Below are 25,992 nucleotides of genomic sequence, written 5' to 3'. Positions count from 1 at the left end.
ATATGTCGAAGCAAATTTTGATCTTGGGTGGAGGATACGGCGGTCTGTTGACTGCATTGACTGCGCGTCAATACTTGTCTCCGGAAGAAGCGACAATTACTGTCGTGAACCGTTACCCTACACACCAAATTATCACGGAACTGCACCGTCTTGCAGCGGGAAGCATTGCTGAACAAGCAGTTGCTCTTCCACTCGAAAAATTGCTGCGTGGCAAAAACGTGAACTTGAAAATCGATACGGTGGATACAATCAAGCCGGACGAGAAGAAAGTTCTGATGACCAGCGGCTCCACATACTCTTACGATGCACTTGTCGTTGCCTTGGGCAGCGAAACGGCATTCTTCGGAATTCCGGGATTGCAAGAGTACAGCTTCACGCTCAAATCGGTTAGCGATGCAAACCGTATTCGTGCACACGTTGAAGCACGTCTTGATGCTTACAAACAGTCCGGCAACAAAGCAGACGCTACGTTTGTTATTGGTGGCGGCGGCTTGACAGGTATTGAGCTTGTTGGCGAATTCGCTGATCTGCTTCCTGCAGTATGTCAAGAAAAAGGCATCGACTTCAAAGAAGTATCCCTGTACACAGTTGAAGCAGGTCCTTCCATCCTGGCAGGATTCCCGCCAGAGCTGGTTGAGCGTGCTAAATCAAGTCTTGAGAAACGTGGCGTTAACTTCATCGTTGGCGTAGCGATTACCGAGATGAAAGAAAACGAAGTTCTGCTGAAAGACGGCAGCTCTATCCCTACGAACACACTCGTATGGACAGGTGGCGTACAAGGCAACGCTGTTGTTGCTAACAGCGGAATTGAAGTGGATCGTGGCCGTGCAAAAGTTACGGAAGTTCTGCAATCTACTTCTCACAAAGACGTGTTTGTTGCTGGTGACAGCGCAGTGGTCTTCCCTAGCGAAGGCGCTCGCCCTTACCCTCCAACAGCACAATTGGCTTGGCAAATGGGTGAGACTATTGGTCACAACTTGGGCGTTATGTTCAAAGGTGGCGCAATGGAATCCTTCACACCAGTATTCTCCGGTACGCTGGGAAGCCTGGGTCGTAAAGATGCTGTCGGCATGATCGGTGGCAACCAGACTCGTCTGAAAGGTCTGCCTGCAACCATGATGAAAGAAGCAAGTAACATCCGTTACCTGGCTCATATTCACGGTTTGTTCGCACTGGCTTACTAATCTTAATGCCATTCAAGGGCGCCCTTTTGGGCGTCCTTTTTGGTTGTCACCATTACAAAGAAAAACAGATATTCATATGGGAAAAAGGTACGGCAGAAGTGGTCGATGTGAGGTCGCGTATAAAGTACCTAGGGGATATGGCATATTAATGGGACAACGGCAGACGTCACATTTCATAAATGTACTGAACGGGCATAGACATGAAGCCGGCGCTTAGAAGCGCCGGCTTTCGTTTAAATTATAGGATGAGCATCTTCAAATAAAAGGAACGGGGAGCTGCATCAAGCCATCCGTTCAACTGAGAGGAGAATGACGTATGAACGTTTTAGTTATAGGAGCAAATGGACAAATCGGTAAGTTTGTGGTGGAGCAGCTGGCACAGGAAGGCAAACATAAAGTAACGGCCATGATCCGCAAACCGGAGCAGGCGGATGCACTGAAGGAACTCGGTGCCGAAGTGGTAATTGGTGACCTGGAGGGTAGTGTGGAGGACTTGGCTGAGGCAATGAAGGATCATAATGCCATTGTGTTTACGGCGGGTTCAGGCGGATCTACTGGGCAGGACAAAACACTGCTTATTGATCTCGACGGTGCGGTGAAAACGATGGAAGCCGCAGAGCAGCAAGGAATCTCCAGATATATTTTGGTCAGTGCGTATGGCGCAGATCAACGGGAGAAATGGTCAGAGTCCATCAAGCCTTATTACGTGGCAAAACATTACGCGGATCGTGTGTTGTTTGCAAGTGATCTCAATTACACGATTATACGTCCAGGTGGTCTGAAGAATGAACCAGGCACGGGCAAGATTGCAGTTGGAACCGATCTGGAGCCGGGAAGCATCCCGCGTGAAGATGTAGCCCGTGTCATCGTGGCTTCTTTGCAGGAAGAGAAGACGTACCGGATGGCCTTTGATCTGATTGGCGGGGAGCATCCGGTTGAAGATGCCTTGGGCAAATTGTAGATGTTATTGTAAGATAACGGGAGAATGAAATGATGGGGATGAGGGGGAGCGCTGCATGAACGAAGCCGTGCTGGTCATAGAGGATGAGCCCAAAATAGCACGTCTGCTGGAACTGGAACTACAGTATGAGGGATATCAGGTGGGCAAGGCTGGTAGTGGAACAGAAGGACTGGAGAAGTATGCAGAAGGACAGTGGGATCTGATTCTGCTGGATGTGATGTTGCCTGGTCTGAGTGGAATTGAAGTGTTGCGGCGAGTTCGGGCCAAAGATGCTACGGTTCCGATCATTATGCTCACTGCCAAAGATTCTGTAGAAGACAAAGTATCCGGCCTGGATCTCGGAGCCAATGACTACATCACCAAGCCGTTCCAGATTGAAGAGCTGCTTGCCCGAGTTCGGGCTGCATTGCGGCTTAGTGCAGTGGCGTCTGTTGCTTCTTCCGCTTCTTCGTCTACACCTGCTGATACGGGGAATGACTCTTCTGGGCATCAGGATGAAGCTGAGGCGGGCTGGTTGACGGCTGCCGGGTTGAAACTAAATGAAGGAACGCGAGAGGTATCCCGAGATGGTGTGGCCATTGAGCTTACTCCACGTGAGTTCGACCTGCTCGTGTATCTGCTTCAGAATCAACGTCAGGTGCTCAGTCGTGATCAGATTGTGCAGGCTGTGTGGGGATACGATTATTATGGAGATACCAATGTGGTGGATGTGTACATCCGTTATGTGCGCAAAAAGGTGGATAACGGATTCACACCGCCCTTAATACATACCGTACGGGGCGTTGGATACGTCCTGAAGGAACAGTTATGAGCCTGCGCAGTAAAATCTACGGATATTCGTCTGTATTATTTGCTGTGCTGTTAATCGCGGTGAACCTGTCGGTCTACATCGTGTTTGAACGGATGTCGATTGATAACGAGGTTAATCGGGTGGAAGCGGAAGCGGAGTCTATTGTCAAAGGAGTGCGTCAGTCTGCTGGCTCCATTCCGCCGGACGACTTGTTGCGGGCCTATGCGCCTGTGAACGGCATGCTTCGGATCGTTAATGAAGACGGCACCAGTTCCCCGGTGACAACAACAGCAGCTTCCGAGCAGCTGAGCAAGCTGCCTTATAAGTACGAAAGTGAGAAGAAATCGGAGTATACCCAAGTTGAGCAGATTGGTTATGTGTGGGTATCAGTCCCTGTCATCTGGCCTGATGGCGAGGTGGTGAATGTGCAGGTCACCGAGAGCATTGCAGAGACGGAGAATCGTCTGTCTGTACTGCGAACTGTGCTTGTGGCGGTCACGATTATTGCTCTCATTCCAGCCATTATCTCCAGCCGGATTCTGGCGAACCGGATGACCAGACCGATTCAGCAGATGACACGCACGATGACTGACATACAGTCCAGCGGCCAATTCAAGCGTCTTCCACTGGAGGAAGGGTCTAAGGATGAACTGAAAACGATGGGACAGACGTTCAACCGGATGATGGATCTGCTCGAATCCAACTTTGAGCGACAGGAACGATTTGTATCCGATGCATCCCATGAACTCAAAACACCGCTGACCATTATTGAGAGTTATGCCAGTCTGCTACAGCGGCGAGGAAAAGAGCGGCCCGAGGTATTTGATGAAGCGGTGGAAGCGATTCTGTCCGAATCGGTTCGCATGAGAGAGATGACCGAGCAACTGCTACTGCTTGCGAAGCAGCCAGAGCAGTGGAATGTGCAGCTGGAGCGTGTGGATATCACGAGACTGGCTACAGACTCCACACGTGCGTTTCGCGAAGCCTATCACCGTGAAGTCCGGTGTGAAAATCCAGGTCCAATCTGGGCGATCAGTGATGAGAGCAAGCTGAAGCAGCTTTTGTTTATTTTGCTGGATAATGCCCGGAAGTATAGTGAAGATGCAATTGAAGTCAGGCTGGAAGCCAAGGGGCAAGAGTGCCGTATTCGGATCGTGGATACCGGGATTGGTATGCGGGAGGACGAGCTGGAGAAGGTATTTGACCGATTCTACCGGGTTGATCCGGCCAGAACACGTAGCCTAGGCGCAAGCGGTTCAGGTCTGGGATTGTCACTTGCCAAAGAGCTTGCAGGAGCAGTTGGGGCACGGATCGAACTGACCAGCACCGAGGGTGAAGGCACCGAGGCTTCGATTATTTTGCCTTTATCGGTTCAGAACGGGCCGCTCTCATGAAATTCTCATTCTTCTCTTATATACTATATAAACTGAACTAAAGATTGTTCACACTGACACTACGATGACAGAACAACCTTCCAATCGCTGTTATCCCCAGATTTTTTGATTCCCTTTTCTCAAAGGGGAAAATCCGGGAATAAAGGCGAACGCTTCGCTTTTTCAGGTTTTTTCTGTCCTCTCCGTTACTGTGTAAAAGATTAGTTCATTTTATGTAGTAGCATTGGAAACTAAACTCAGACCGAATATATAACAGATGAACTCGGGCTATGGGGAGAGCTATAAGGGGGAAAATGTGATGACAGAGCATGAGCAGCGACCACCGGAGATGAAACGGCATGAACAGGGGAACAGTGGATGGGCGAAATCGCGAAGATCACTCTGGTGGGGTACAGGGCTTCTCGTTGTGCTGATTGTGGTAGCTGTTGCTTGGTGGAAGCCGTGGCAATCGACGGGTGCGGTACTTACGGCAGATGCGGCAGCCCAATCCGTACTGGATCAATATCCAGGGGAGATTGTGAATTCCACGTTGAAGGACGGGACGTATATCATGCAGCTCCGTTCGGAGACCGGTCTATATGATGTGCAAGTGGATGCCGTTACAGCTGCTGTGAATTCCATTAAACGGCTGGAGTCGAACCCGCAAGCGGAAGAGAAGACGTTATGGAGCCGCGAGCAGATCAAGACGGCGTTGTTAAAACAACAAACAGATAACCAATTGGTCTCGCTTGAACTTGTGGAGCAACAAGGCAGTCCGGTATACACCGCCGTAGTGAAGGCAAAGGATAACAGCCGTGAAGAACTCACGATTGATCCATATACGGGAGAGACGATATCGTCCAAAACAATAGCAGCCCCGACAACTGAACCAACCAAGGATGATCCCAAACCTCAGTTTCTGAGCGAGAAACAAGCCAAACAGAAGGCACTTGCGGAGGTTCCAGGGGAAGTGGACGACATCGAACTGCGTGGAACCAACAGCGGGAATCCATATTATCTGGTTGAAATTGATCTAGAGGATGGCCGGGAAGCCATTGTGCAAGTGAATGCCATCTCGGGAGCGATTCGTTCGGTGACTTGGGATGAGGACGAGGATTAACATTTGTACAGGAATCCATAGAATATAGAGTTACACCTTGCTGGATAGATGATTCCTAATTTAGGGGTCATCTTTTTCATTTCTTTTAGATTACATACATAATGAACACTCATTAAATGAGCATTCTCTTCACTTTCTCATCAAATTCTAATCTAACTCTCGCTGATCTCTCATTCCTGCAGGTTATTCTATAAATGTAGACGAGAACGAAAACAACAACAACGAGGAGATGGATGATGATGATGAACAAACATAAACTTTGGATTGGTAGCTTGTCAGCAGCAGTATTACTTGGTGGATCGGCCGTAGCGGCTAGCGGGAATGTGAACGGACAATCGGTGCAAACTACACCAACGTCAACAACACAATCTGCAACACAGAATCAGAACAGCACAGGTAAAATGCTGAATGCATCACAAGCGAAAGCGTTGGCGTTAAAAGCAGCCGATGGTAAAGTGGATGACGTGGATCTGGAGCGTAGAAACGGCCAAACGTTCTATGAAGTTGAGATCGACAGAAAAGGAACCAATGATGTTGTCGTTCGTCTGGATGCTTATACAGGAAAAATCCTTGCGGTTGTGAATGATGAAGACTACGATGATGACGACGATTATAAAGGTACTGCAACAGGCAACACGTCCAATAACTCTGCTTCCAAGCAGGTTAAATTGACTGCATCCCAAGCTTCAAACATTGCGTTGAAACAAGTTACAGGTGGTAAAGTAACCAAAGTCGAGCTGGATCATGATGATGGTCGCTATGTGTATGAGATCGAGCTGAGAACCGCTCAAGGTGAAGCAGATGTAGATATCGATGCCAACACAGGTAAAGTGTTATCGTTTGACCAGGATTTTGACGACCAAGATTAAGCAATAAGGGCGAGTATACGCCGATAAAACATCATATAAAAACCTGCCTATGAACAGCCGCGCACAGCTAGAGATTGTTACATCATGAAGGGGCAGGGCAGGTATAGCAGAGGACGCTTCGGGGGAAGCGTCTTTTTGCTGTTTATGGAGAGAGCTGAGTATGAGATTGTACATTTTCCGCCGGATTGTTCACTATTCAAGCAGGAATGTGGCGGATACAATCGGAATCATGGAGGTGAACGCTCAGCCATTATTGCCAGGAATTCTATTGCTGAAATGCATCATCGATCGGAGGCAGATGAGACATATCGATTTTCTTTTATGTAAGCGCTTCACAAAAAACATGGAGGTGCATTACGATATGGCTATGAACGATGGATGGTTGAAAAAGAATACACATTCACGTCGCTTTACCCGCCGCTTAAGTTATCTGCTTGCTTTGGTTTTGGCGCTGCAATTAATAGGCATGCTGCTCACACCCGGACCGAATGCTTCAGCTGCTCCGCTCAGTGTAACGAACGGGGTACAGTTCAAGGATACCAATGGCAACGTCGTTCATGCCCATGGGGGCGGGATGATCAAGGCAAACGGGTATTATTATTGGTTTGGGGAGAACCGTAATACGAATGGAACGTTCAAGGCCGTATCCGTGTATCGTTCATCGGATCTGAAGAACTGGGAGTATCGCAATGATGTGCTCACCAGCAGCTCGGCAGCCGAGTTAAATATCTCCAACATTGAACGCCCAAAAGTCATCTATAACCGTGCTACCGGCAAATATGTGCTGTGGATGCACAAGGAGAATGGTCTGGATTATGGCGAGGCCCGAGTGGCGGTAGCTACTTCGAATACGGTTGATGGCAACTACACGTATGTGGGCAGTTATCGTCCACTTGGGTATGATTCCAGAGATATGACGGTGTACAACGATAACGGAACCGCTTATCTGATCTCCGCGACCCGAGTGAATGCAGATCTGAATATATATAAGCTGACCCCAGATTTCCTGGGTGTTGAATCCCTTGTCACAACACTATGGCCCGGACAATATCGTGAAGCACCAGCCCTATTCAAAAAAGACGGCGTCTACTTCCTGATCACCTCGGGTGCGACCGGCTGGAATCCAAATCAGGCCAAATATGCGACAGCCTCCAGCATTACAGGCACATGGAGCGGCCTTAGCAATTTTGGAGACAGCACAACGTATGGTTCCCAATCTACCTATGTTGTTCCTGTAGAAGGTTCACAGACCACATCCTATCTCTACATGGGTGATCGCTGGGCTGGTGCATGGAGCGGACCTGTGCAGGATTCCAAGTATGTCTGGCTGCCACTTTCATTCCCGAGCGCAACTAGTCTGGCGATGAACTGGGCCAGCAGTATTACGATTGATACAGCAACAGGGACTGTGACTGGAGTGAGTACACCGGATGTCTGGGACCCGAATGCTTCATATCAGCTGATTAGTCGTAAGAGTAACAAATTGCTAAATGTCATCGGGGGTTCTTCCGCCAACGGTGCGGATCTGGAGCAGCGAGCAGATGGGGGGATGACAAGTCAACAGTGGCAGATTACCGATGCGGGTGGCGGTTATGTCAAAATCATCAACCGTTCCAGTGGCAAGCTAATTGGCGTGGAAAATGGTTCCACAAACGACGGGGCTGTCATTGAACAGTGGAATGATGGTGGCTGGGCCAGCCAGCAATGGCAGCTCGTCAGTGTAGGTGGTGGTTATTATAAACTGAAGAACCGCAGTACAGGCAAGGTCTTGGACATCTCCAGTCAATCCTTGGCAGATGGGGCTGCGGCCATCCAGTGGACGGATAATGGCGGCACGAATCAGCATTTTCAGATTGTTAAGGTGCAATAAGACGTTTTAGATATTATAAAATAAGGTTCAACATAAAGTGGAAGCCCTTGTCTCTTACCATAAGGTGGGACAGGGGCTTTGTGCTGTATTCACGCATGTTACGTGATGCTTTTACTCGAAAGGGATATCCAGCTGATGGCTCATATCGTGACCTATTTCCGATCATTACCATCCCAATCTGTGGTAAACTAGTAGAATTGTAGAAAAAGATAGAGACAGGAGCTGGATAACGAAGTGAGTGAACAACAAGTGCTATCAATTGAAAGCTTGCGTATGAGATACAACGGACGTTATGTGTTGAACGGCATCGATCTGGAAGTGAATCGCGGTGAGATGATTGGATATATTGGCCCAAACGGGGCTGGAAAAAGTACAACGGTTAAGATTTTACTCGGGCTGGTTGAAGGATATGTAGGCACGGTGCGGATCTTTGGTAAAGATATTGCGGATGGGGATGTAGAGTATAAGCGCAGAATCGGCTATGTTCCGGAGGTGGCGGAATTGTACGAACAATTAACGCCTGCGGAGTATCTGACTTTTACGGGAGAGTTATACGGTATGTCCTATGAGGATGCGGATTACAAAGCCAAGCTATTGATGGATTGTTTTGGAATGGAAAAATCATATCATTCCCGCATTGCATCCTTTTCCAAAGGTATGCGTCAGAAAGTGCTGTTGATCTCTGCGCTGCTGCATGACCCGGATCTGTTGTTCCTGGATGAACCGCTCAGCGGATTGGATGCGAATAGTGTGATGGTAGTCAAAGAGATTTTGTCGCAGTTGTCAGCCAAAGGCACAACGATCTTCTATTCGTCACACATCATGGATGTGGTGGAGAAGATCAGCAGTCGAATTGTACTGATCGCTGAAGGACGCGTAGTGGCAGACGGTACGTTCAAGCAGCTTCAACAGCAATCCATGGAAGGCACGCTGGAGGAAGTATTCAATCAATTGACAGGCTTCAATGAACATAAAGCCATTGCGGAGCGTTTTGTATCGATTGTGCAGGAGGTGTACTGATATGGAGGAATCCTCCGACTTCCGCACACTCAAGATTCTGGATCGCTTTCGTCCGCTTATCGCCAGAACAGGGGCGGATTATGATGTGCTACGCTTGATCTTGCGAGTGAAGTTCCAGATGGATCAACGTAGAGTACCTACTATTTTATCCAACAATTCAGGGAAAAAGGAGCGCAAGGAAGGGAATCAGTTTCTTCGTTCCCTGTGGTTGTATGGATTAATGGGACTGATGATGGTTCCCTTCATCGTCTGGGATACGGGGCATTTCATGCTTCAGATGAGCCTTGTGTTTGGCATCTTAATGTTTATGATCATGACGTCCATGATCTCGGATTTTTCCTCTGTGCTGCTGGACATCCGGGATCGTAATATTATTATGACCAAGCCCGTTAATGGACGAACGGTGGGTATGGCCCGAGCCATCCATGCGGGCGTATATCTGCTATTACTGACCGGTTCATTAACCGGTATACCGCTAATTGCCGCGTTGGTGACGCATGGGATCGGATTCTTTCTGATCTTCCTTGTAGAACTGATTCTGATCAATATGCTGATTCTGGTGACAACGTCTTTGATCTATCTGTTCATGATGAAGTTTCTGGATGGTGAGAAGCTGAAGGATATGATCAATATGGTACAGATTCTGCTTTCCGTGGGGATTGCAATCGGTTATCAGCTGGTCATCCGTTCGTTCAGTATTATTGATTTTGGTATGGTATTTACCCCGGCTTGGTGGCAGTTGCTGTTGCCTCCGTTATGGTATGCGGCTGCATATGAATGGTTATTTGCAGGGGGCGGGAATGTGTGGATCTATACGTTCACAGCACTGGCAGTCTTGGTTCCTGTGGTGAGTATGATCGTATATGTGAAGCTTATGCCTTCCTTTGAATTGTATTTGGAAAAAATGGCACATTCGGGTCAGTCCTCCGGACGCAGACGCGGAAGATGGGATCGGTTGATCTCCAAGGTGGTCAGTCGTTCCAGAGAGGAACAGGCTTGCTTTCGTCTGTCAGCCAGCATGATGCGTAATGAACGGGAATTTAAGCTGAAGGTGTATCCATCGCTTGGTTTATCATTTGTTTTACCTTATGTATTTTGGTTTACTGAATTGCAATCTTCTAGTTGGGCGGAGTTTAGACAAAGTTCGTTTGTATACACCTTTTACATCGTACTGATGTTGGTTGTAACGGTGGTGGTCATGCTGAAATTTTCAGGACAATACAAAGCGTTCTGGACCTTTCGCGCTGCACCGATGGCGAATGATAGCGCGTTATATAAAGGCGCTCTGAAGGCGTTTTTGTGCAACATGTTCCTGCCTATATTTCTGTTGAATGCCATTCTGTTTACCTGGACATTTGGATCACGGATACTGCCGGATATTGCGATTATTATGCTGACGGCGACCGCCCTTGTCCCACTGGCAGGCAAGTTGTTGCTGCGTAAGCCGCCGTTCTCCCAATCCTTCAGTATGGCGCAGCAAAGTGATGGTTGGTATGTATTCGCCGCCCTCCCTGTACTCGCCATGTTATGGGGAGTACATGTCTTTTTCCGTTCGGTATCGGGGGGCGTATGGATATATGGTGCGCTATTGATCGTAGCGAATGTGTTGCTGTGGACGCTGCTGTTTCGAGAGAAGAAGGTACCGGGTAAGAGTTCGGTTGCAGTTTGAGAAGTTGCAACAGAATAAAAGAGTAAAAGAAAAGCGATAAGGGATTAGAAAGTAGAAGGACGAAGTGATAAGAGCCTAGAAGAGTTAAGAGTGCTAAGAAGAACTAAGAAGAGCTAACCTGGACATGGATGTCGGGGTTAGCTCTTTTAGTTAGGTGATGCTACCCCCAAAGAAACTTCATCCGCAGCGCTAACGAACCTGAGACAACCTATTCACGGTCAAAATCTGAAATATAAATTCTAACGAACCTCAGGAACGCTATCCTTCGGAAAAGTAGTTATTTAGCTTGAAAAAGGACCAAACTAGGCACAATAGCATGTCTGAGATTCGTTAGATATTAGATCCATGCTAAAAGGGGCTAATAACGTGTATCAGGTTCGTTAGAATGAAGTAAAGCAGTGTAGGCTCTCTCTCAGTACGCCGAAATATTGAAATCGAACGAAGCCTATGATGAGTTCCAGGTAATACTAAACTTTGAACCAATAGCGTGGCGGCAAATGTGTTGGCGGTATGAATATACTTAGGTGGCAGGGTGTTTGTATATAGAAGCTGTGTCCAGTGTAGTGATAAGGACTAGCAGTAGCGTCGTGCCCAGCAAGCTAATATTAGTTCAGGTGTGTGTGAATGCATGAGTGCACAATCACCCGGCGTGAATTGTTGTAGAAGGAACGAGTAAGGCTTAATACGGGATGCTTCTGGACTTGTATACAGCTTAGGGCCTGCTATTGGAATGGTTCTTTATCTGCATCTTTAGGCAGAGTGGGGCGAACTATTTTTTATCGCCTGATCGGAGGATGGATTCCGCCAGCCGATCGGCTGCATCGGCTGTGGAGATCGCAGATTGCGTAGCTTCTGCGTATACCTTGCTCAGCGTGCCTGCAATCCCCGCCACCTTTTGGCGGATCAGGTCAGGCCCGGCGCCTTCCAGCTCGTAGGCGGTGGAGATGATCCCGCCTGCGTTGAGCACGTAGTCAGGCGCGTACAGGATGCCGCGCGCCTGCATGCGGCCTGCGACCAGCTGTCGTTCACTCAGCTGGTTGTTGGCCGCCCCGGCAACGATGGAGCAGCGCAGCTCCTCCACCGTTGCCGGGGTCAGTACGCCCCCTAGGGCACAGGGGGCGAAGACCTTGCAGTCAGCGGCGTGGATACGGGCCGGATCGGCCGAGATGGCGCCGTTGAACTGCACAAGGGCACGTTGTACACGATCCGGTACAACGTCTGCCACAATGAGCCGTGCCCCGGCTGCATGCAGGTAACGGCACAGGGCATACCCGACCTTGCCCAGTCCCTGGACGGCAACGGGAATGCCCTGCAAAGATGCAATGCCTTGCTGGCGCAGCGAGGTCACAATGCCGATGTGTACGCCGTAGGCGGTCATCTCGGCAGTGAAGTCATCCTGCGCCCCAAGCGAACCGGTGGTGTCCGTCACATGTGCGGTCTCCAGCCGGATCTGGTCCATGTCTGTCGCCGTGGTACCCAGATCAAGACCGGTCACGTACCGTCCGTTCAGCCGCTCCAGACAACGACCCAGTGCTCGAAAGCGCTGCGCCCGCTTGGATACGTCCGTATCCAGGCTTTTATCTATACGATCAGCACCCTGATCGGCGACGACTTCCCGTTCAGTGGCAGCGCCCTTTTGCTGCTCTACCCCTAGATCTCCAGCGACCTGCTCAACACTTTGAGATCCGCAACCATCCTCATCCGGTTTTGTATTCTTCACAAAAGGCACATTCCATATGACTACTTTCCCGCCGCCATACGGCAGTCCGGAGATTGCATTTTTGTACGTCATGCCTTTGGCAAGCTTCACAGCATCCCGAACAGCTTCTTCCTCGGATGCATACGTCCAGTAGCGGCATCCGCCGAGCGCAGGTCCAAGGACCGTGTTATGAATGGCAATGACCGCCCTCAATCCACTATCTGCATCATGGCAAAAAATGAGTTCCTCCATGCCTTCCCGCTCCATCTCCTGCCATAGCTGCATGACGGTACCCCCTTTTTGTTTTGACCCATCCATCCTGGTTCTGACCTGATATCCTGTGCGAGCGTGCTTGGCTTTATGATGATACAGCATATTCAAAGACCCCCGTTTTCGACCCTGGGACCTCTGCTGGGTTGATAATCGGTACAAACGGTTCTATAATTGCAGTTCCGGCATGCCAGAGAGCAGAAAATGCCTACGGATTTACATTCAACCGTTTAGAATGAGGGCATAACGTCCAATGATGGAGATAGAGCGAACATACAGGAAGCATAGATGAAACGAAATCGTCGAGTATATGCAGCAAAGGGCCAATTCCGTTGTGAGGGCCAGGAAAGAGGGATTGTGATTGTTTAAAATATTGGTATTTATCTTTTTGATCCAGATTGTGTACGTATCCGCTTATACACTCCGGATGATTCTGACACTCAAAGGACAGAAATACATCGCCGCACTGATCAGCATGGGTGAGATTGTGATCTATGTGCTCGGTCTGAATCTGGTGTTAAACTATCTGAAACAACCGGAGGCCCTGATTGTATATGCGGTAGGTTACGGATTGGGTGTGCTGCTCGGAGCGTGGATTGAAGAAAAGATTGCGCTCGGTTATATCACCGTTAAAGTAATCTGTAATCAGCTGGATGGAAGCGTCGCGAATGCCCTGCGGGATAAAGGGTACGGTGTTACTGCGTGGGCGGGTAGTGGACGTGACGGGGATCGGCTTGTGATGGAGATTCTGGCGAAACGTAAAAACCAGAAACTGCTCTATCAGACGATTCTCAGTCTGGACCCGAAAGCATTTGTCATTACCGTGGAGCCCAAACAGTTCCATGGCGGCTTCTGGACACGTTCCATCAAAAAGTAAAATCGAGCAGGTCTGCGGCAGATGCAGTCCTGCTTTTTTAATTTCATCCCATCTGGAATGTTCTTGTTACCACGATATATCCCTGAAACCTTACTCCCCAAGTTAACTCTGTACGATTCAAGGTTGCTTACAGTACAAACCCTTACCATACCAGCCTTTCCTAACCACATGTGAGATAGGGATTATTGTTGTAATCGCTTTCAACATTTACATTGAGAACATGTCCTTCGTAACCTGGCATGGCAGCGATGGACGAATGTCATCATCATATTTTGGGAGGAATGGAATCGATGAAAACTAAATTTCGAAGCTTATGCAGCACAGCCCTGGCTCTAACGTTGGGGTTAACTTTATTGTCCGGCCCGGCAAGTGTGCAGGCGGCGGGTAACGCAGACTACAATCTTACAGGCTTCTCCCAAGGGAACGCGGGCGGCGGCATCGTCAGCGAATCAAACACAGCCACGTATAAGAAAGTGTATAATGCGACCGATCTGGCATTGGCGCTGAAAAAGAACTCCGGTATCAAAGTTGTTGAGATCATGAACGATCTGAATCTGGGATGGAATGAAATTCCGAGCGCAGCGCAGACTTCTCCTTTTGCCAAGCATAATGATGCGTTGACGCATCCCGTATTGAAGCAGACCGGTGTCAGCAAGCTCACGATTGACGGTTTCAATGGACTCACCATTTTCTCCGCCAATGGTTCCAAAATTAAACACGCTGCGATCAGCGTGAAACGAAGCTCGAATGTCATCATCCGCAACCTGGAATTTGATGAGTTATGGGAATGGGATGAATCCACCAAAGGTGATTACGACAAGAACGACTGGGATTACATCACCCTGGAGGAGAACAGCAACGTATGGATTGATCACTGCACATTCAATAAAGCCTATGACGGACTCGTCGATTCGAAAAAAGGAACCAGCGGCGTGACCATCTCCTGGTCCCTCTTCAAAGGGGATGACGGCAGCTCGAACAGCTGGGTTACCCAGCAGATTAACGAATTGGAAGCAAACAAGGCTTCCTATCCCATGTACAACTACCTGCGCAGCAGTGCGGTAGGTCTCAGCAAAGCCGATATTATCGCCATCTCAGGACCCCAAAAGAAAGGACATCTGGTCGGTTCGACCAGCCTGGAATCAGCTAACGCCAACCTGTCCATGACGCTGCACCATAATCTGTACAAAGATATTCAGGACCGGATGCCACGCCTGCGTGGAGGCAACGCACATGCATACAACATCGTGATGGATTCGACAGGGGCACGTGCCGCTAAAGCCAAAATTACAACGGCGATGGCAACAGCGATTGCGTCCAAAGGTTATAAGTTCGATATCATTGGCAATGGGGCAATCTCCACAGAGAGCGGAGCCGTATTGGTTGAGAAATCAGTCATCAAGGACGTGCTGTATCCTGTTCGCAACAATCAGACCGATCCGGCAGATCCAACCTATACCGGCAAAATCAGAGTGACCGATACCATGTATTCTTTGGATGGAAGCTCATTCCGTGGCAGCAGTGATACGTCTGGCAGTCCACTGGCGCCAATCCCGGCGGTGGTGAAATCGTTCTCCTGGAACGGCTTCTCGACACTTCCTTACAGCTATATCACGGATGATCCATCTACGTTGAATGCACGCCTCACGGCTTCCAATGGCGCGGGTTCGGGTAAATTGACCTGGTCCAAGGACAATTGGTTGAAGACAAGTTATTGATATCAGAGTAACTGCTTTTACGTTCTTCAAATAAGGAAAAGAGTGCTCCTGCAGCTACGATAGCCGGGGGTGCTCTTTTTATATAATTTAGCTCCATATACAGTTTGGCGGGCCGCTTGAAAAGGACTCCTTGTTAGGGTGGATCATCTCCAGCTACAGCATGTGTTGGTCTCCCCGGTGATCGTTGTATATCAATATTCATCTTCATTACCTCAGTGAGTAATTTATGACAAATTAACCATTTATTCAAATTCACCTTGTAATTTTACTTACCGGTAAATATAATTTATTAGAATTGACCAATAAGGATGGTGAAGCAGTTTGGATGTTTGGATATACTCCGCACTTACGCTTGTTTATTTGATACTTGTTGTTCGGATGGCCGTCGATTTAACCCAGAGGAAGCAATGGCTCGCGTATTGCAGTTTTCAGCTATTTGTAGCGTTCAGCTTGGCATATGATAATGGAATTATTGCTTTAGGTAATATGATAGGGGAAGGGGAAGTGTTAATGGTTCTCAGTAGCCTTCGATTTTGGCTACATGCCTTTGCTACCCCTACCCTTATTCTTGTTGGCTACCATATCTTGCGCAGCTCAGGTGCCAAGTTTGCCAATAGAAGTATAACGAGTGTGGCAGCATGGCTGATAACGCTGGGTCTGGTTATCTACCAGATTGTAGGCTTTACTTTATCCGAGGTTAAAAATCTCAAGGTTATAGAAGAGTATGGAGTACTGAGATATATGGCAGAAGGTCATGGAGGTCCACCGATGATGGTGATCATCGTGGGGCTTGAACTCTTATTGGTTAGCCTGGTCGTTCTTTTTAAACATAAATGGGTTTGGCTGTTTGTTGGAACTGCCTTGTTGTTTGTAGGGCAGTTAATCTCCCTGCCAGTGGAAACCGGTACTTTAACCAATGTGTATGAGCTGATCCTCATCCTCTCGATTTGGAGAACGACTACATTTTTGAAAAATTCAACAGATCATCGCCGTCGTTAAGCTCTGATGCATCAGAAAAGACTGGCCAGTAAGATAAAGGCCAGTCATCTGTGTTCGTTTATTTAATTATATAATTCAGATATCCATAGTATCTGATGAGGCAGACACAGCACTGACCGAGTCACGATAGATGATGTTGCCTTTCACGTGTACACGGCCGAAACTGCGGTTCGGGTTGTCGACCTTTTTGAGCATGGACTGAACTGCCGTGCGCGCCATCTGTTCCACATCCACTTCAACAGTTGTCAGCTTGGGATCGGAGAGCATCGCATAGATATCATTATCAAAACCAACAACAGAGCATTGGCCAGGCACCTGAATATCCATGGAAGTCAGTTTTTGAACGAGCAGATGAGCGACCTGATCACAGTTGCATACAAAGGCGGTTGGCAGCTGCTCCGGCAGATTAATCTCAATAAACGTACCTCGTTCATCCCGATCATTCAGAACCAGATCTGGATTCATCGGCAAGCGGTGTTCCAGCAAGGATTTGTAATATCCGAGGAATCGGTCCTGAATGCTGCTCGTGGAATACAGGTTTCCCACGTAAGCAATGTTACGGTGGCCCTGCTGAACCAGATAGTTCGTTAGCTCATAGGCAGCGTAGAAGTTATCGGTAACGACGGAATCGATATCGGAATGCTCATCGTAGAAGTCGAGAAACATTTTGGGAACTTCCATTGATCGCACGAGTTCAATATACCCTTTGCTGATCTGCCCGAGCACGATGAAACCATCGACCTTGTTGTCGCTGTACAGCTTGGGCAGTGTTAATTCCTCCTCATCCTCCACATTCAGAATGTGCAGAATGCCGTAGTAGCCCTGTTCCTCCAGATGTTTGGTGATGCGCTGGAACACGCGTACATAGAACGACTGCGTAGGCCCGGTAAAACGCTCCGGGATAATTACGCCAATATTATGGGTTAAGCCTTCCTTCATCGAACGGGCAGCGGCATTATACCGATAGCCCATTTCAACAGCAAGCACTTTAATTTTTTCCTTTAATTCGCCACTCACGCCATCTTTATCATTCAATGCTTTCGAGACGGTCACACTGCTGACCCCGAGCCTGTCGGCGATATCCCGCATGGTGATATTGTTCTTCAGTATGGTCGCCTCCTTCAAGCCGGTATAGGCACAATGTGCTGTCATTATGATGAACACTTTCTTCCAACATAATAACAATCCATATCAGTATACATCGTTACCCACTTGGAATAAAGCCATTCTGGCTGTTGTTTCGCTAATTTTCAGCACATTGCAGGTTTCCCTGAGAGGACGTTCTACCGATGTTACGTTAATTGTTTCTGTAAAAGCTTCTCATTCTGTTCAATCAGCTGACCCCGCTGGCTGGCACAGTCCAGGGAACGATACGGATCAGCCGGTGTATTGAACGTATAATCGACCAGTTTCTCCAGAGTCGTTGTTGCTACATGACAGCGGGTATCACTGGATGCGTAATAGATAAAGACTTCTTCTTTTTCATTGACTACAGCACCGTTGCAGAAAATAACATTGGACACATCGCCTACCCGCTCATCGTCATAAGGGGCAATGAAGTGGCCGCCCGGTTTGGTAATCACACGCGTCGGATCATTCAGATCCGTAGCGAATGTGTATAACACGTAACGCAGGCCTGCTGCGGTATTCCGAACCCCGTGAGCAATGTGAATCCAGCCACGATCCGTCTTGAGCGGAGCAGGGCCTTGGCCGTTTTTGACCTCATATACCGTATGATATTGCCGTTCATCAATAACCGTCTCTTCATGAATGACCGGGTTCAAGATATCCTCACACAGTCCGAAGGCGATTCCGCCGCCACTGCCTGTCGAGATGAATCCGTCCTGTGGACGGGTGTAGAAGGCATACTTTCCATCCACGAATTCCGGGTGCAATACGACATTGCGCTGTTGAGGGGAATTCGTTGTGATGTTGGGCAACCGTTCCCAGCTTGTGAGATCTCGTGTACGAACCAGTCCTGCCTGTGCAACTGCGCTGGATGTATCAAATGCAGGAGCATCAGGGTCTTTGCGCTCCGAGCAATAGATGCCATAGATCCAGCCATCTTCATGTTGAACGAGGCGCATATCATACTGATTGGTTTCATCCGCATCGATATCTTCCCAGACTAATGGTTTACCCGTGAAACGGAACCCGTCAATTCCATTGTCACTCTCGGCGAGCGCAAAGATTGATTTACGATCCAATCCTTCCGTACGGATGACCATGATGTATTTGCCATTGAAATAGATGGCTCCTGGATTCAGCGTCGCGTTAATGCCCAGACGTTCCATAAAATGCGGGTTCGTCGTCTCATCCAGATCGAATCTCCAATGCAGCGGTACATGATGACGAGTGATTACCGGATATTGGTACCGATCATATATGCCGTTGTAGAAGGAAGAATTGATCTCATTAGGACGAGTAAGCAGCTGCTCCTGTTTCTCCAGTAACTCCTTGTATTTCGGGTGTATCATTCTGATCCCATCCTCTCAATTAGTTCAATACAGAATCTGCTATTGTGATACGGGCATTTCCACGGTCCGGCAATTTCGCTCTGATCCGGTGTTCCGTTGCCGTCAACCGACCAGTACCATTCCCCGCCAGCGCGCTGATCAATGATGTTTTCTTTGGTATAAGTCCACAAGCGTTCCACTCTCTCCAGAAACAGTGGATCACCTGTACGCTGATACGCATTATAGAAACCAACCATCGCCTCTGCCTGAACCCACCAGATTCGCTTCTCATCGATATGTTCACCTTCTTGTTCATTTAGCAGGGAACCATCGGCATTTACGGCCACGTTGCAGATGTTATAGGCAATATCCGTTACCATCGCCGCAAACTCCGGATGTTGTTCCAGTCCCAGCACTTTCAGTGTTTCGTCGATCAGCCAGCTGGCTTCAATGTCATGTCCGAACGAGCGCAGATCGATGATGGATTCCCACTGTTTGTTGAAAAATACCCCGAGAAACTTGGTGTCTTGGTCATACACCCGTTCATATAGAATTCCGAGCAGGCGTTCCAGCGCTGCCTTCACTTGTTGATCCGGCCACACGCGATAGAGCGTGGTGTAGGCCTCTAACACATGGATGTGCGTATTCATTGTGTAATCCGCAATAACCCCATTTTCGCTCAGCATTTCATTGGGCTGTTCCTTCCATGTGCGATCAAATTGTTCCTTGTACGCAGGTAGTTTGGCATCCAGACCTTTGTCCTCGATTAGAGCAAAAAGCGTTTTCGCAAGTTCTAATGCAGAAGCATCCCCGGTAGCACGATAGTACTCACTGAGTGAATACACGCCGAATGATTGCGTATACACATGTTTGCTCGTGTCCAGCGCTTCCCCTGTGTAATCTACCATCCAGTACATACCGCCATATTCGGTATCCATCACATGGTCTGCGAGAAAACGATAGGCGTGCTCCGCGTGATCGCGCCATCTTTCGTTTCCGGTAACCCGATAGGCTGCTGCAAAAGACCATAATTGCCGTGCCGTGGCGATCCCGCCTTTGGGGGCCTGCGGATTCACCTGAAGATCATTGCCGACCCAGCCGTAGGATCCACCGTGGGTTGTATCTTTAAGGTTGGACCAGAAGGGTAAAATCTGCTTCTCCCAATGCGTCTTAATCTCAGATTGAAGTTCGGTTGTTTTTGTATTCATAAGTGAGCGCTCCTTCAAAATAGTGCATCAATCTAATTAAATTAAGTTAACGGTAACTTTATTAATCCATATTAGTGCTCTGAAAAACAGATGTCAACGAAATGCATCGCAATTTTTCTTGTTAAGTTATAAATAATTTAATTGACAGGTAAGCGTTACCATAATAGAATTCAGTTTGTAACCTTAACGATAACTTAATTAACTTAAGAGAGGGGTCGAAACAATTGAGAAAAAACAAAGGTTGGATGATGTTGCTGACGATGCTGCTCATCACTTCACTACTTGCTGCATGTTCATCCGGAGGTGGATCTTCGCAGGCAGGGGAGGAGATCAGTACAGATCCGGCAGATATCAAGGGCGAAATTACCGTCCTTACACAACGTACAGATATTGTTGATACCGTATTTAAAGATTACGCTGCTGAGTTCAATAAGGAATACCCGGATGTCAAAGTGAATTTTCAGGCACTGGCAGACTATGAAGGACAAGTGAAAATCCGTATGAGCACCAAAGATTACGGTGACGTATTGATGATCCCGACCAGTGTTCCGATCGCAGATATCCCGGACTTTTTCGAGCCGCTTGGCACGTACGATGAATTGAAAGACAAATACACTGCCATTGAAGAACGTATGGTGGATGGTCAGGTATACGGTATCCCTACCGTAATTACATTCTCAGGAATCATTTATAACAAACAGGTCTTCAAAGACGCAGGCATTATGGAAGTTCCAAAAACACCGGAGCAATTCCAGGCTGCGCTTCAGTTGATCAAAGACAATACAGATGCGGTTCCGCTCTACACCAACTATGCATCTGGCTGGGCATTAACCCAATGGGAATCGGATCTGCCAACCGTTGCAGGCAGTGTGGATTACGTTAACGTGGACCAACCGAATACAGATGAGAACTTTGTGCCTGGTCAGCCACACTATGAACTGTACAAAGTGCTCTATGATGCAGCCAAGAACGGTCTAATCGAGAAAGATCCAACGACAACCGACTGGGAAAGTTCCAAGGCTGATCTTGCCAAAGGCAAAATTGCCACGATGGCACTGGGCTCTTGGGCCATCACACAGATTCAAGGTATGACGGATACACCGGACGACATCGGATTCCTTCCTTTCCCAACCAATGCAAGTGAGGTTGTGGTTCCGCTCTCCGCAGACTATAACATCGGCATGAACGTGAACAGCGAGAACAAACCTGCTGCCAAAGCCTGGATTGACTGGTTCTTGGCGAAGTCGAACTACGCAGTTGAACAAGGCGGCGGTATGGATGCAGACAAGAATGCTGAATTGCCACCCATTTTGGATCAATATAAAGACGTTCAATTCTCGACACTTACACCTGCCAAAGAAGGTCAGGAAGGTCTGGTCGACAAGATTGATAACGAAGGTGAAATCGGCCTCTGGCAGCCTGATTTCAAGAAACGCATTATCGAAGCAGGTATCGGTAACCGCAAGGAATCGTATGACGACATCATGAAGGACCTGAACGACAAGTGGGTCAAAGCACGGGCAGAACTCACGAAATAATTAGAATAGCGTGAGTGGATCAGGCGATGAATGGACTGCGGGGGTATAGGAATCCATTTATGAATGGAGCATGGAGCATGTGGTATTTGAAAGTATGATGCCAGATGCTCTTCCCCCGGCAGTTATTCCGCAGGAATTCCATTGGACGGGAGTCTTTCGATATATAGGCGGGTGAACCGCTTGGAGGTGTGGAGAGCATGAAGTACTTAAAGGTTTCGAATTGGGGTTACTCAGCGCAACGCATATTTATCATCTGTGCCTTCTCAATTATTCCGCTGGCGTTGCTGTTCACGTTTGCATACTTACCTGTCATCAACATGTTCAAATACAGTTTCACCGATTGGAACGGATACAGCAAAAGGTTCGATTATGTTGGCTTTGAGAACTATACGCGCATATTCAGTGATCCCGAATACTTCAAAGTATTTATTGTCAGCTTGTACTACTTTGTGGCTACGTTTGTACAGATGGGCTTGGCACTCTACTTTGCCACGATTCTGAGTTTCAAAGTTCGAGGCAAAAACTTCTTCAAAGGCATATTGTTCTTTCCTTATTTGCTGAACGGTGTAGCCATCGGTTTTATCTTCCTCTTTTTCTTCAAACCAGACGGTACACTCGATATGCTCATGCATGCTGTAGGGCTGGGACAATACACGCAGCTTTGGCTGGGTAATCCGAATATTATCAACGTGTCACTCGCAGGTGCATCAGTATGGAGATACATGGGCTTCAACTTTATCATTTTCCTGGGTGCAATCTCCTCCATTCCGAAGGATGTGTATGAAGCATCCGATATTGACGGCGCCAATCGCTGGCAGCAATTCCGCCATATCATCCTGCCAAGCATTACACGTATCCTGCAGCTCAACCTGATCTTGGCGATTAGCGGCGCAATTAGTGCGTTCGATATTCCATATATCATGACCGATGGTTCCAACGGCAGTATGACATTTGTAATCCAAACGGTTCACTTGGCGTTTAAATATGGCAAGCTGGGACTGGCATCCGCCATGGCTGTGGTGCTGCTCATGATCGTTATTATCGTTACGCTTGTGCAGCGCGTCACCATGAAAGGGGAGGAATAAACGTGACACAACTCAAATACACCCTTGCGAGCGTGGTTAAATATGCTTCCCTCATCCTTGCAGCGTTTATCGCACTGTTACCGATCGTGGTCATCCTGTTTGCATCTCTCAAAACGAATGCGGAATACGCCACCAGCAGCCCGCTTGCCCCGCCAGCCAACTGGCTGAACTTTGCGAACTATGCGAAGGCTTTTGTGGATGGCAACATGCTGGTCGGTTTCAAAAATACGATCATTATCCTGATCATCTCTATTATAGGAGCGACCTTAACGGGCTCCATGATCGCGTATGTGCTGGATCGGTTCAAATTCAAAGGCAAGAAAATCATGGTCGCGGCGTTCCTGCTCGCTACCCTGATTCCAAGTGTTACAACGCAGGTCGCCACATTCCAGATCATCAACGCGCTCGACCTATTTAACACACGCTGGGCGGCCATCGTGATGTACCTGGGTACAGATATCATTGCGGTTTATATCTTCCTGCAGTTCCTTGGCTCCATCTCAAGTGCACTGGATGAATCCGCCATGCTGGACGGCGCTTCGTACTTCACGATCTACTGGAAAATCATTCTGCCACTGCTGAAACCGGCTATTGTAACGGTCATTATCGTGAAGGGTGTGAACATCTATAATGACTTCTACACACCGTTCCTGTACATGCCAAAGACCGATCTACAGGTCATTTCCACCGCCTTGTTCAAATTCAAGGGACCGTTTGGATCGCAGTGGGAAGTCATCAGCGCCGGCATCATGATCGCCATTATTCCAACCATGATCATCTTCCTTTTGTTACAGAAGTACATCTACAATGGCTTCGCGCAAGGCTCAGTGAAATAAAAAAACGAAAGGCTCTATGAAATGCATATGAGAATGCACAGGAACGAAGAGGACAGAAAAAAGCTGGAGAAACGGAGTGGTCGCATTTATAACCGGATTTTCCCCGTTTATAAGGGGATCAAAAAAATCTGGGGATAACGGCGATCGGAAGGTTGTTCTGTCATCAAAGTGGTCTAGTGCAATTTTAATTATTCATTTCATAAAGCCTAACCGAAGGGAGAAATGAAAAATGTCAGTTGCCGAAACGAAAAACGTACACATTGTTGGGGACGCTTTGCCGAATATGCCATGGGAAGCCAAACCGGAGGGAACGGAAGGCCCGGTATGGAGACACTCGGCCAACCCGGTGGTTCCTCGTAACCCGGTCAAAGGCGTTGCCCGTATTTTCAACAGTGCCGTTATTCCCTATGAAGGAAAGTTCATTGGGGTATTCCGCGCCGAAACCGTTAATGGCCGTCCGCATCTGCACATGGGTGCAAGCGAAGATGGTCTGGAGTGGACGATTGAAGAGGAACGTATTGCATTTGTAGATGAAAATGGCGATCCGTTTATGCCGAACTATGCGTATGATCCGCGTCTGGTCAAAGTCGAGGATACGTATTACATCATCTGGTGTACTGATTTTTACGGCGCTGCATTGGGACTGGCGAAGACGGATGACTTCAAAACGTTTGTCCGCCTCGAAAATCCAATGCTGCCGTTCAACCGTAATGGTGTGCTGTTCCCACGCAAAATTAAGGATAACTATGTGATGTTGTCCAGACCAAGTGACAGTGGACATACCCCATTCGGAGATATTTTCCTGAGTGAAAGCCCGGATCTCGTGTATTGGGGTAAGCACCGTCATGTGATGAGCAAAGGCGGTCAGGGCTGGTGGCAATCGGTCAAAATTGGCGGCGGGCCCGCCCCGATCGAAACGTCCGAAGGCTGGCTGATGTTCTACCACGGCGTAACCGGAACCTGTAACGGTTTGGTATATAGCATGGGGGCAGTCATTCTGGATCTGGATGAACCGTCCAAAGTGAAGTATCGTTCCTCCAACTTTGTGCTGACACCAGAAAAATGGTACGAGGAGCAAGGCTTCGTTGATAACGTCATCTTCCCGTGTGCAACACTGCATGATGCTGATACCGGACGTATCGCCATCTATTACGGCGCTGCCGACACGTATGTGGGCGTGGCTTACACGACCATTGAAGAGATCGTGAACTATGTGATCGAGACGGACGAAGTCATCGCCGGAGACCACGAGGAAGGCAAGCTGTAATCGAAGTGAAACCAATTTTTGAAAAGCTGAAATTTACACAATAACGGAGAGTGCAGAACCAATCTGAAGAAGCGAAGTGGTCGCATTTATCTCCGGATTTCTCCCTTGTATAAAAGGGATTGATAGAAATCTGGGGATAACGGCGATCGGAAGATGGTACTGCAATCGTAGTGAAAGTATATATAGTAGGTCATTCTTTTTTCATTAAGTGAACAGAAACATTGGGGAGCAATGTATATGGAGTATATCAAGGGATTTACATTTGGCTGGATGAGTGGCAGGGGAGACTTCCGCAAGCCGGAAGCCAAAGAATCCTTGCGCCTGATGGCAGAACGTACAGGCAGTTCTCATGTCATTTTTGCACTGGCGGCACATCAGGATCATCCGCAGGCGCTAGAAGTGAAGTATCGGGGTGCTCATCTGGTGGAGGATGATGAACTGGTGGACATGATTCGTTATGCCCGTACACTCGGGCTGCGTATCATTTTAAAACCAACCGTCAACTGTACCGATGGCACATGGCGTGCACACATTAACTTTTTTGATATCGATGTGCCGTGTGAGCCGAAGTGGAAGGATTGGTTCCATAGCTACACGGCATTTCAGAAGCATTATGCAGCGATTGCAGAGCAGGAACAGTGTGAGATGTTCATCGTAGGCTGTGAGATGGTGCAATCCGAGCGTCGGGATGAAGAGTGGCGCGAGGTGATCGCCGGTGTGCGTGAAGAGTACACGGGGCTGGTGTCATACAACACGGACAAATATCAGGAAGGTCATGTGAAATGGTGGGATGCTGTGGACGTGATCTCTTCCAGTGGTTACTATCCCATCGGAGATTGGGAGGCGCAGCTGGATCGCATTGAACAGGCGATTGCTCCTTATGGCAAACCCTTTTTCTTCGCGGAAGCCGGTTGTCCCAGCCGCAACGGATCAGCCCAGGTACCGAATGATTGGGGACTAGCAGGTGATGTGAGTGCTGAGGAACAGGAGCGTTTCTATGAAGCGATGTTCCGGCATGTCAGTCGGCGTGACTGGGTACGCGGATTTGGTCTGTGGGATTGGAGCGCACATCTACACGTGGAGAAGGATGCCCTGAACGATGACGGATATGGTGTTTACGGTAAACCTGCTGAGCAGGTGATTCGTCGCTTCTATGAGGGTGTCACTGTAGACGTTTAAACGA

Annotated in this window: 21 protein-coding genes; 17 read left to right on the top strand and 4 right to left on the bottom strand. The window is 48.2% G+C overall.

Annotation, left to right across the window (positions count from 1 at the left end):
* The first annotated feature begins 2 nt into the window (after positions 1-2).
* From MHI12_RS29105 to MHI12_RS29065, 9 genes are all read left to right on the top strand, one after another.
* Positions 3-1,184, top strand: coding sequence for an NAD(P)/FAD-dependent oxidoreductase (locus MHI12_RS29105; RefSeq protein WP_036606574.1), 1,182 nt, complete (start codon positions 3-5; stop codon positions 1,182-1,184).
* A gap of 316 nt (positions 1,185-1,500) precedes the next feature.
* Positions 1,501-2,145 (top strand): SDR family oxidoreductase, encoded by a 645-nt coding sequence (locus MHI12_RS29100; RefSeq protein WP_405171019.1) that lies wholly within the window; start codon positions 1,501-1,503, stop codon positions 2,143-2,145.
* Between the two features lie 55 nt (positions 2,146-2,200).
* Complete coding sequence (locus MHI12_RS29095) at positions 2,201-2,956, top strand: response regulator transcription factor (protein ID WP_339311339.1); 756 nt, start codon at positions 2,201-2,203, stop codon at positions 2,954-2,956.
* Positions 2,953-4,329, top strand: a complete 1,377-nt coding sequence (locus tag MHI12_RS29090; RefSeq protein ID WP_405171018.1) for an ATP-binding protein — start codon at positions 2,953-2,955, stop codon at positions 4,327-4,329. Before MHI12_RS29095 ends, MHI12_RS29090 begins: the two co-directional genes overlap by 4 nt.
* Positions 4,330-4,627: 298 nt before the next feature.
* Positions 4,628-5,428 (top strand): PepSY domain-containing protein, encoded by an 801-nt coding sequence (locus tag MHI12_RS29085; protein ID WP_405171017.1) that lies wholly within the window; start codon positions 4,628-4,630, stop codon positions 5,426-5,428.
* Between the two features lie 233 nt (positions 5,429-5,661).
* The gene (locus MHI12_RS29080; protein ID WP_405171016.1) at positions 5,662-6,297 is read left to right on the top strand and encodes a PepSY domain-containing protein; all 636 of its coding nucleotides are present in this window, start codon (positions 5,662-5,664) and stop codon (positions 6,295-6,297) included.
* 361 nt (positions 6,298-6,658) lie between these two features.
* Positions 6,659-8,167: an RICIN domain-containing protein gene (locus MHI12_RS29075; RefSeq protein WP_405171015.1), complete on the top strand. Its 1,509-nt coding sequence runs from the start codon at positions 6,659-6,661 to the stop codon at positions 8,165-8,167.
* A gap of 234 nt (positions 8,168-8,401) precedes the next feature.
* Positions 8,402-9,187, top strand: coding sequence for an ABC transporter ATP-binding protein (locus tag MHI12_RS29070; RefSeq protein ID WP_036606587.1), 786 nt, complete (start codon positions 8,402-8,404; stop codon positions 9,185-9,187).
* 1 nt (position 9,188) lies between these two features.
* Positions 9,189-10,856, top strand: a complete 1,668-nt coding sequence (locus tag MHI12_RS29065; protein ID WP_405171014.1) for a hypothetical protein — start codon at positions 9,189-9,191, stop codon at positions 10,854-10,856.
* 769 nt (positions 10,857-11,625) lie between these two features.
* Here the strand turns inward: MHI12_RS29065 and MHI12_RS29060 are convergent.
* Entirely contained in the window at positions 11,626-12,840 is a 1,215-nt protein-coding gene (locus tag MHI12_RS29060; RefSeq protein WP_405171013.1) for a Leu/Phe/Val dehydrogenase, read from the bottom strand.
* 346 nt (positions 12,841-13,186) lie between these two features.
* Here MHI12_RS29060 and MHI12_RS29055 point away from each other — a divergent pair, with 346 nt between their 5' ends.
* The 3 genes from MHI12_RS29055 (at position 13,187) to MHI12_RS29045 (ending at position 16,419) form a co-directional block, all read left to right on the top strand.
* Positions 13,187-13,702, top strand: a complete 516-nt coding sequence (locus MHI12_RS29055) for a DUF2179 domain-containing protein (RefSeq protein WP_405171012.1) — start codon at positions 13,187-13,189, stop codon at positions 13,700-13,702.
* Between the two features lie 290 nt (positions 13,703-13,992).
* Entirely contained in the window at positions 13,993-15,420 is a 1,428-nt protein-coding gene (locus tag MHI12_RS29050; RefSeq protein ID WP_405171011.1) for a hypothetical protein, read from the top strand.
* A 321-nt stretch (positions 15,421-15,741) separates the two neighbouring features.
* Positions 15,742-16,419 (top strand): hypothetical protein, encoded by a 678-nt coding sequence (locus tag MHI12_RS29045; RefSeq protein WP_405171010.1) that lies wholly within the window; start codon positions 15,742-15,744, stop codon positions 16,417-16,419.
* Positions 16,420-16,494: 75 nt separating this feature from the next.
* On the opposite strand, the gene MHI12_RS29040 is transcribed toward MHI12_RS29045, so the two are convergent.
* The 3 genes from MHI12_RS29040 to MHI12_RS29030 form a co-directional block, all read right to left on the bottom strand.
* On the bottom strand, positions 16,495-17,571 hold the full coding sequence (locus MHI12_RS29040) for a substrate-binding domain-containing protein (protein ID WP_405171009.1): 1,077 nt from the start codon (positions 17,569-17,571) through the stop codon (positions 16,495-16,497).
* Positions 17,572-17,711: 140 nt separating this feature from the next.
* On the bottom strand, positions 17,712-18,896 hold the full coding sequence (locus tag MHI12_RS29035; protein WP_405171008.1) for a glycosidase: 1,185 nt from the start codon (positions 18,894-18,896) through the stop codon (positions 17,712-17,714).
* Positions 18,893-20,083, bottom strand: coding sequence for an AGE family epimerase/isomerase (locus tag MHI12_RS29030; RefSeq protein ID WP_405171007.1), 1,191 nt, complete (start codon positions 20,081-20,083; stop codon positions 18,893-18,895). Before MHI12_RS29030 ends, MHI12_RS29035 begins: the two co-directional genes overlap by 4 nt.
* Positions 20,084-20,307: 224 nt before the next feature.
* Between MHI12_RS29030 and MHI12_RS29025 the strand changes: the two genes are divergently transcribed.
* From MHI12_RS29025 to MHI12_RS29005, 5 genes are all read left to right on the top strand, one after another.
* Positions 20,308-21,621 (top strand): ABC transporter substrate-binding protein, encoded by a 1,314-nt coding sequence (locus MHI12_RS29025; protein WP_405171006.1) that lies wholly within the window; start codon positions 20,308-20,310, stop codon positions 21,619-21,621.
* 197 nt (positions 21,622-21,818) lie between these two features.
* Positions 21,819-22,706, top strand: a complete 888-nt coding sequence (locus MHI12_RS29020) for a carbohydrate ABC transporter permease (RefSeq protein WP_405171005.1) — start codon at positions 21,819-21,821, stop codon at positions 22,704-22,706.
* Between the two features lie 2 nt (positions 22,707-22,708).
* Complete coding sequence (locus MHI12_RS29015) at positions 22,709-23,542, top strand: carbohydrate ABC transporter permease (RefSeq protein WP_405171004.1); 834 nt, start codon at positions 22,709-22,711, stop codon at positions 23,540-23,542.
* Positions 23,543-23,771: 229 nt separating this feature from the next.
* On the top strand, positions 23,772-24,809 hold the full coding sequence (locus tag MHI12_RS29010; protein WP_341129746.1) for a glycoside hydrolase family 130 protein: 1,038 nt from the start codon (positions 23,772-23,774) through the stop codon (positions 24,807-24,809).
* A gap of 237 nt (positions 24,810-25,046) precedes the next feature.
* The gene (locus tag MHI12_RS29005; protein WP_405171003.1) at positions 25,047-25,988 is read left to right on the top strand and encodes a glycoside hydrolase family 113; all 942 of its coding nucleotides are present in this window, start codon (positions 25,047-25,049) and stop codon (positions 25,986-25,988) included.
* Positions 25,989-25,992: the final 4 nt, after the last annotated feature.

The organism is Paenibacillus sp. FSL H8-0280 (assembly GCF_045040665.1).
In the GTDB taxonomy this organism is placed as follows: domain Bacteria; phylum Bacillota; class Bacilli; order Paenibacillales; family Paenibacillaceae; genus Paenibacillus; species Paenibacillus xylanexedens_A.
This window is presented reverse-complemented; position numbering and strand designations above follow the sequence as displayed.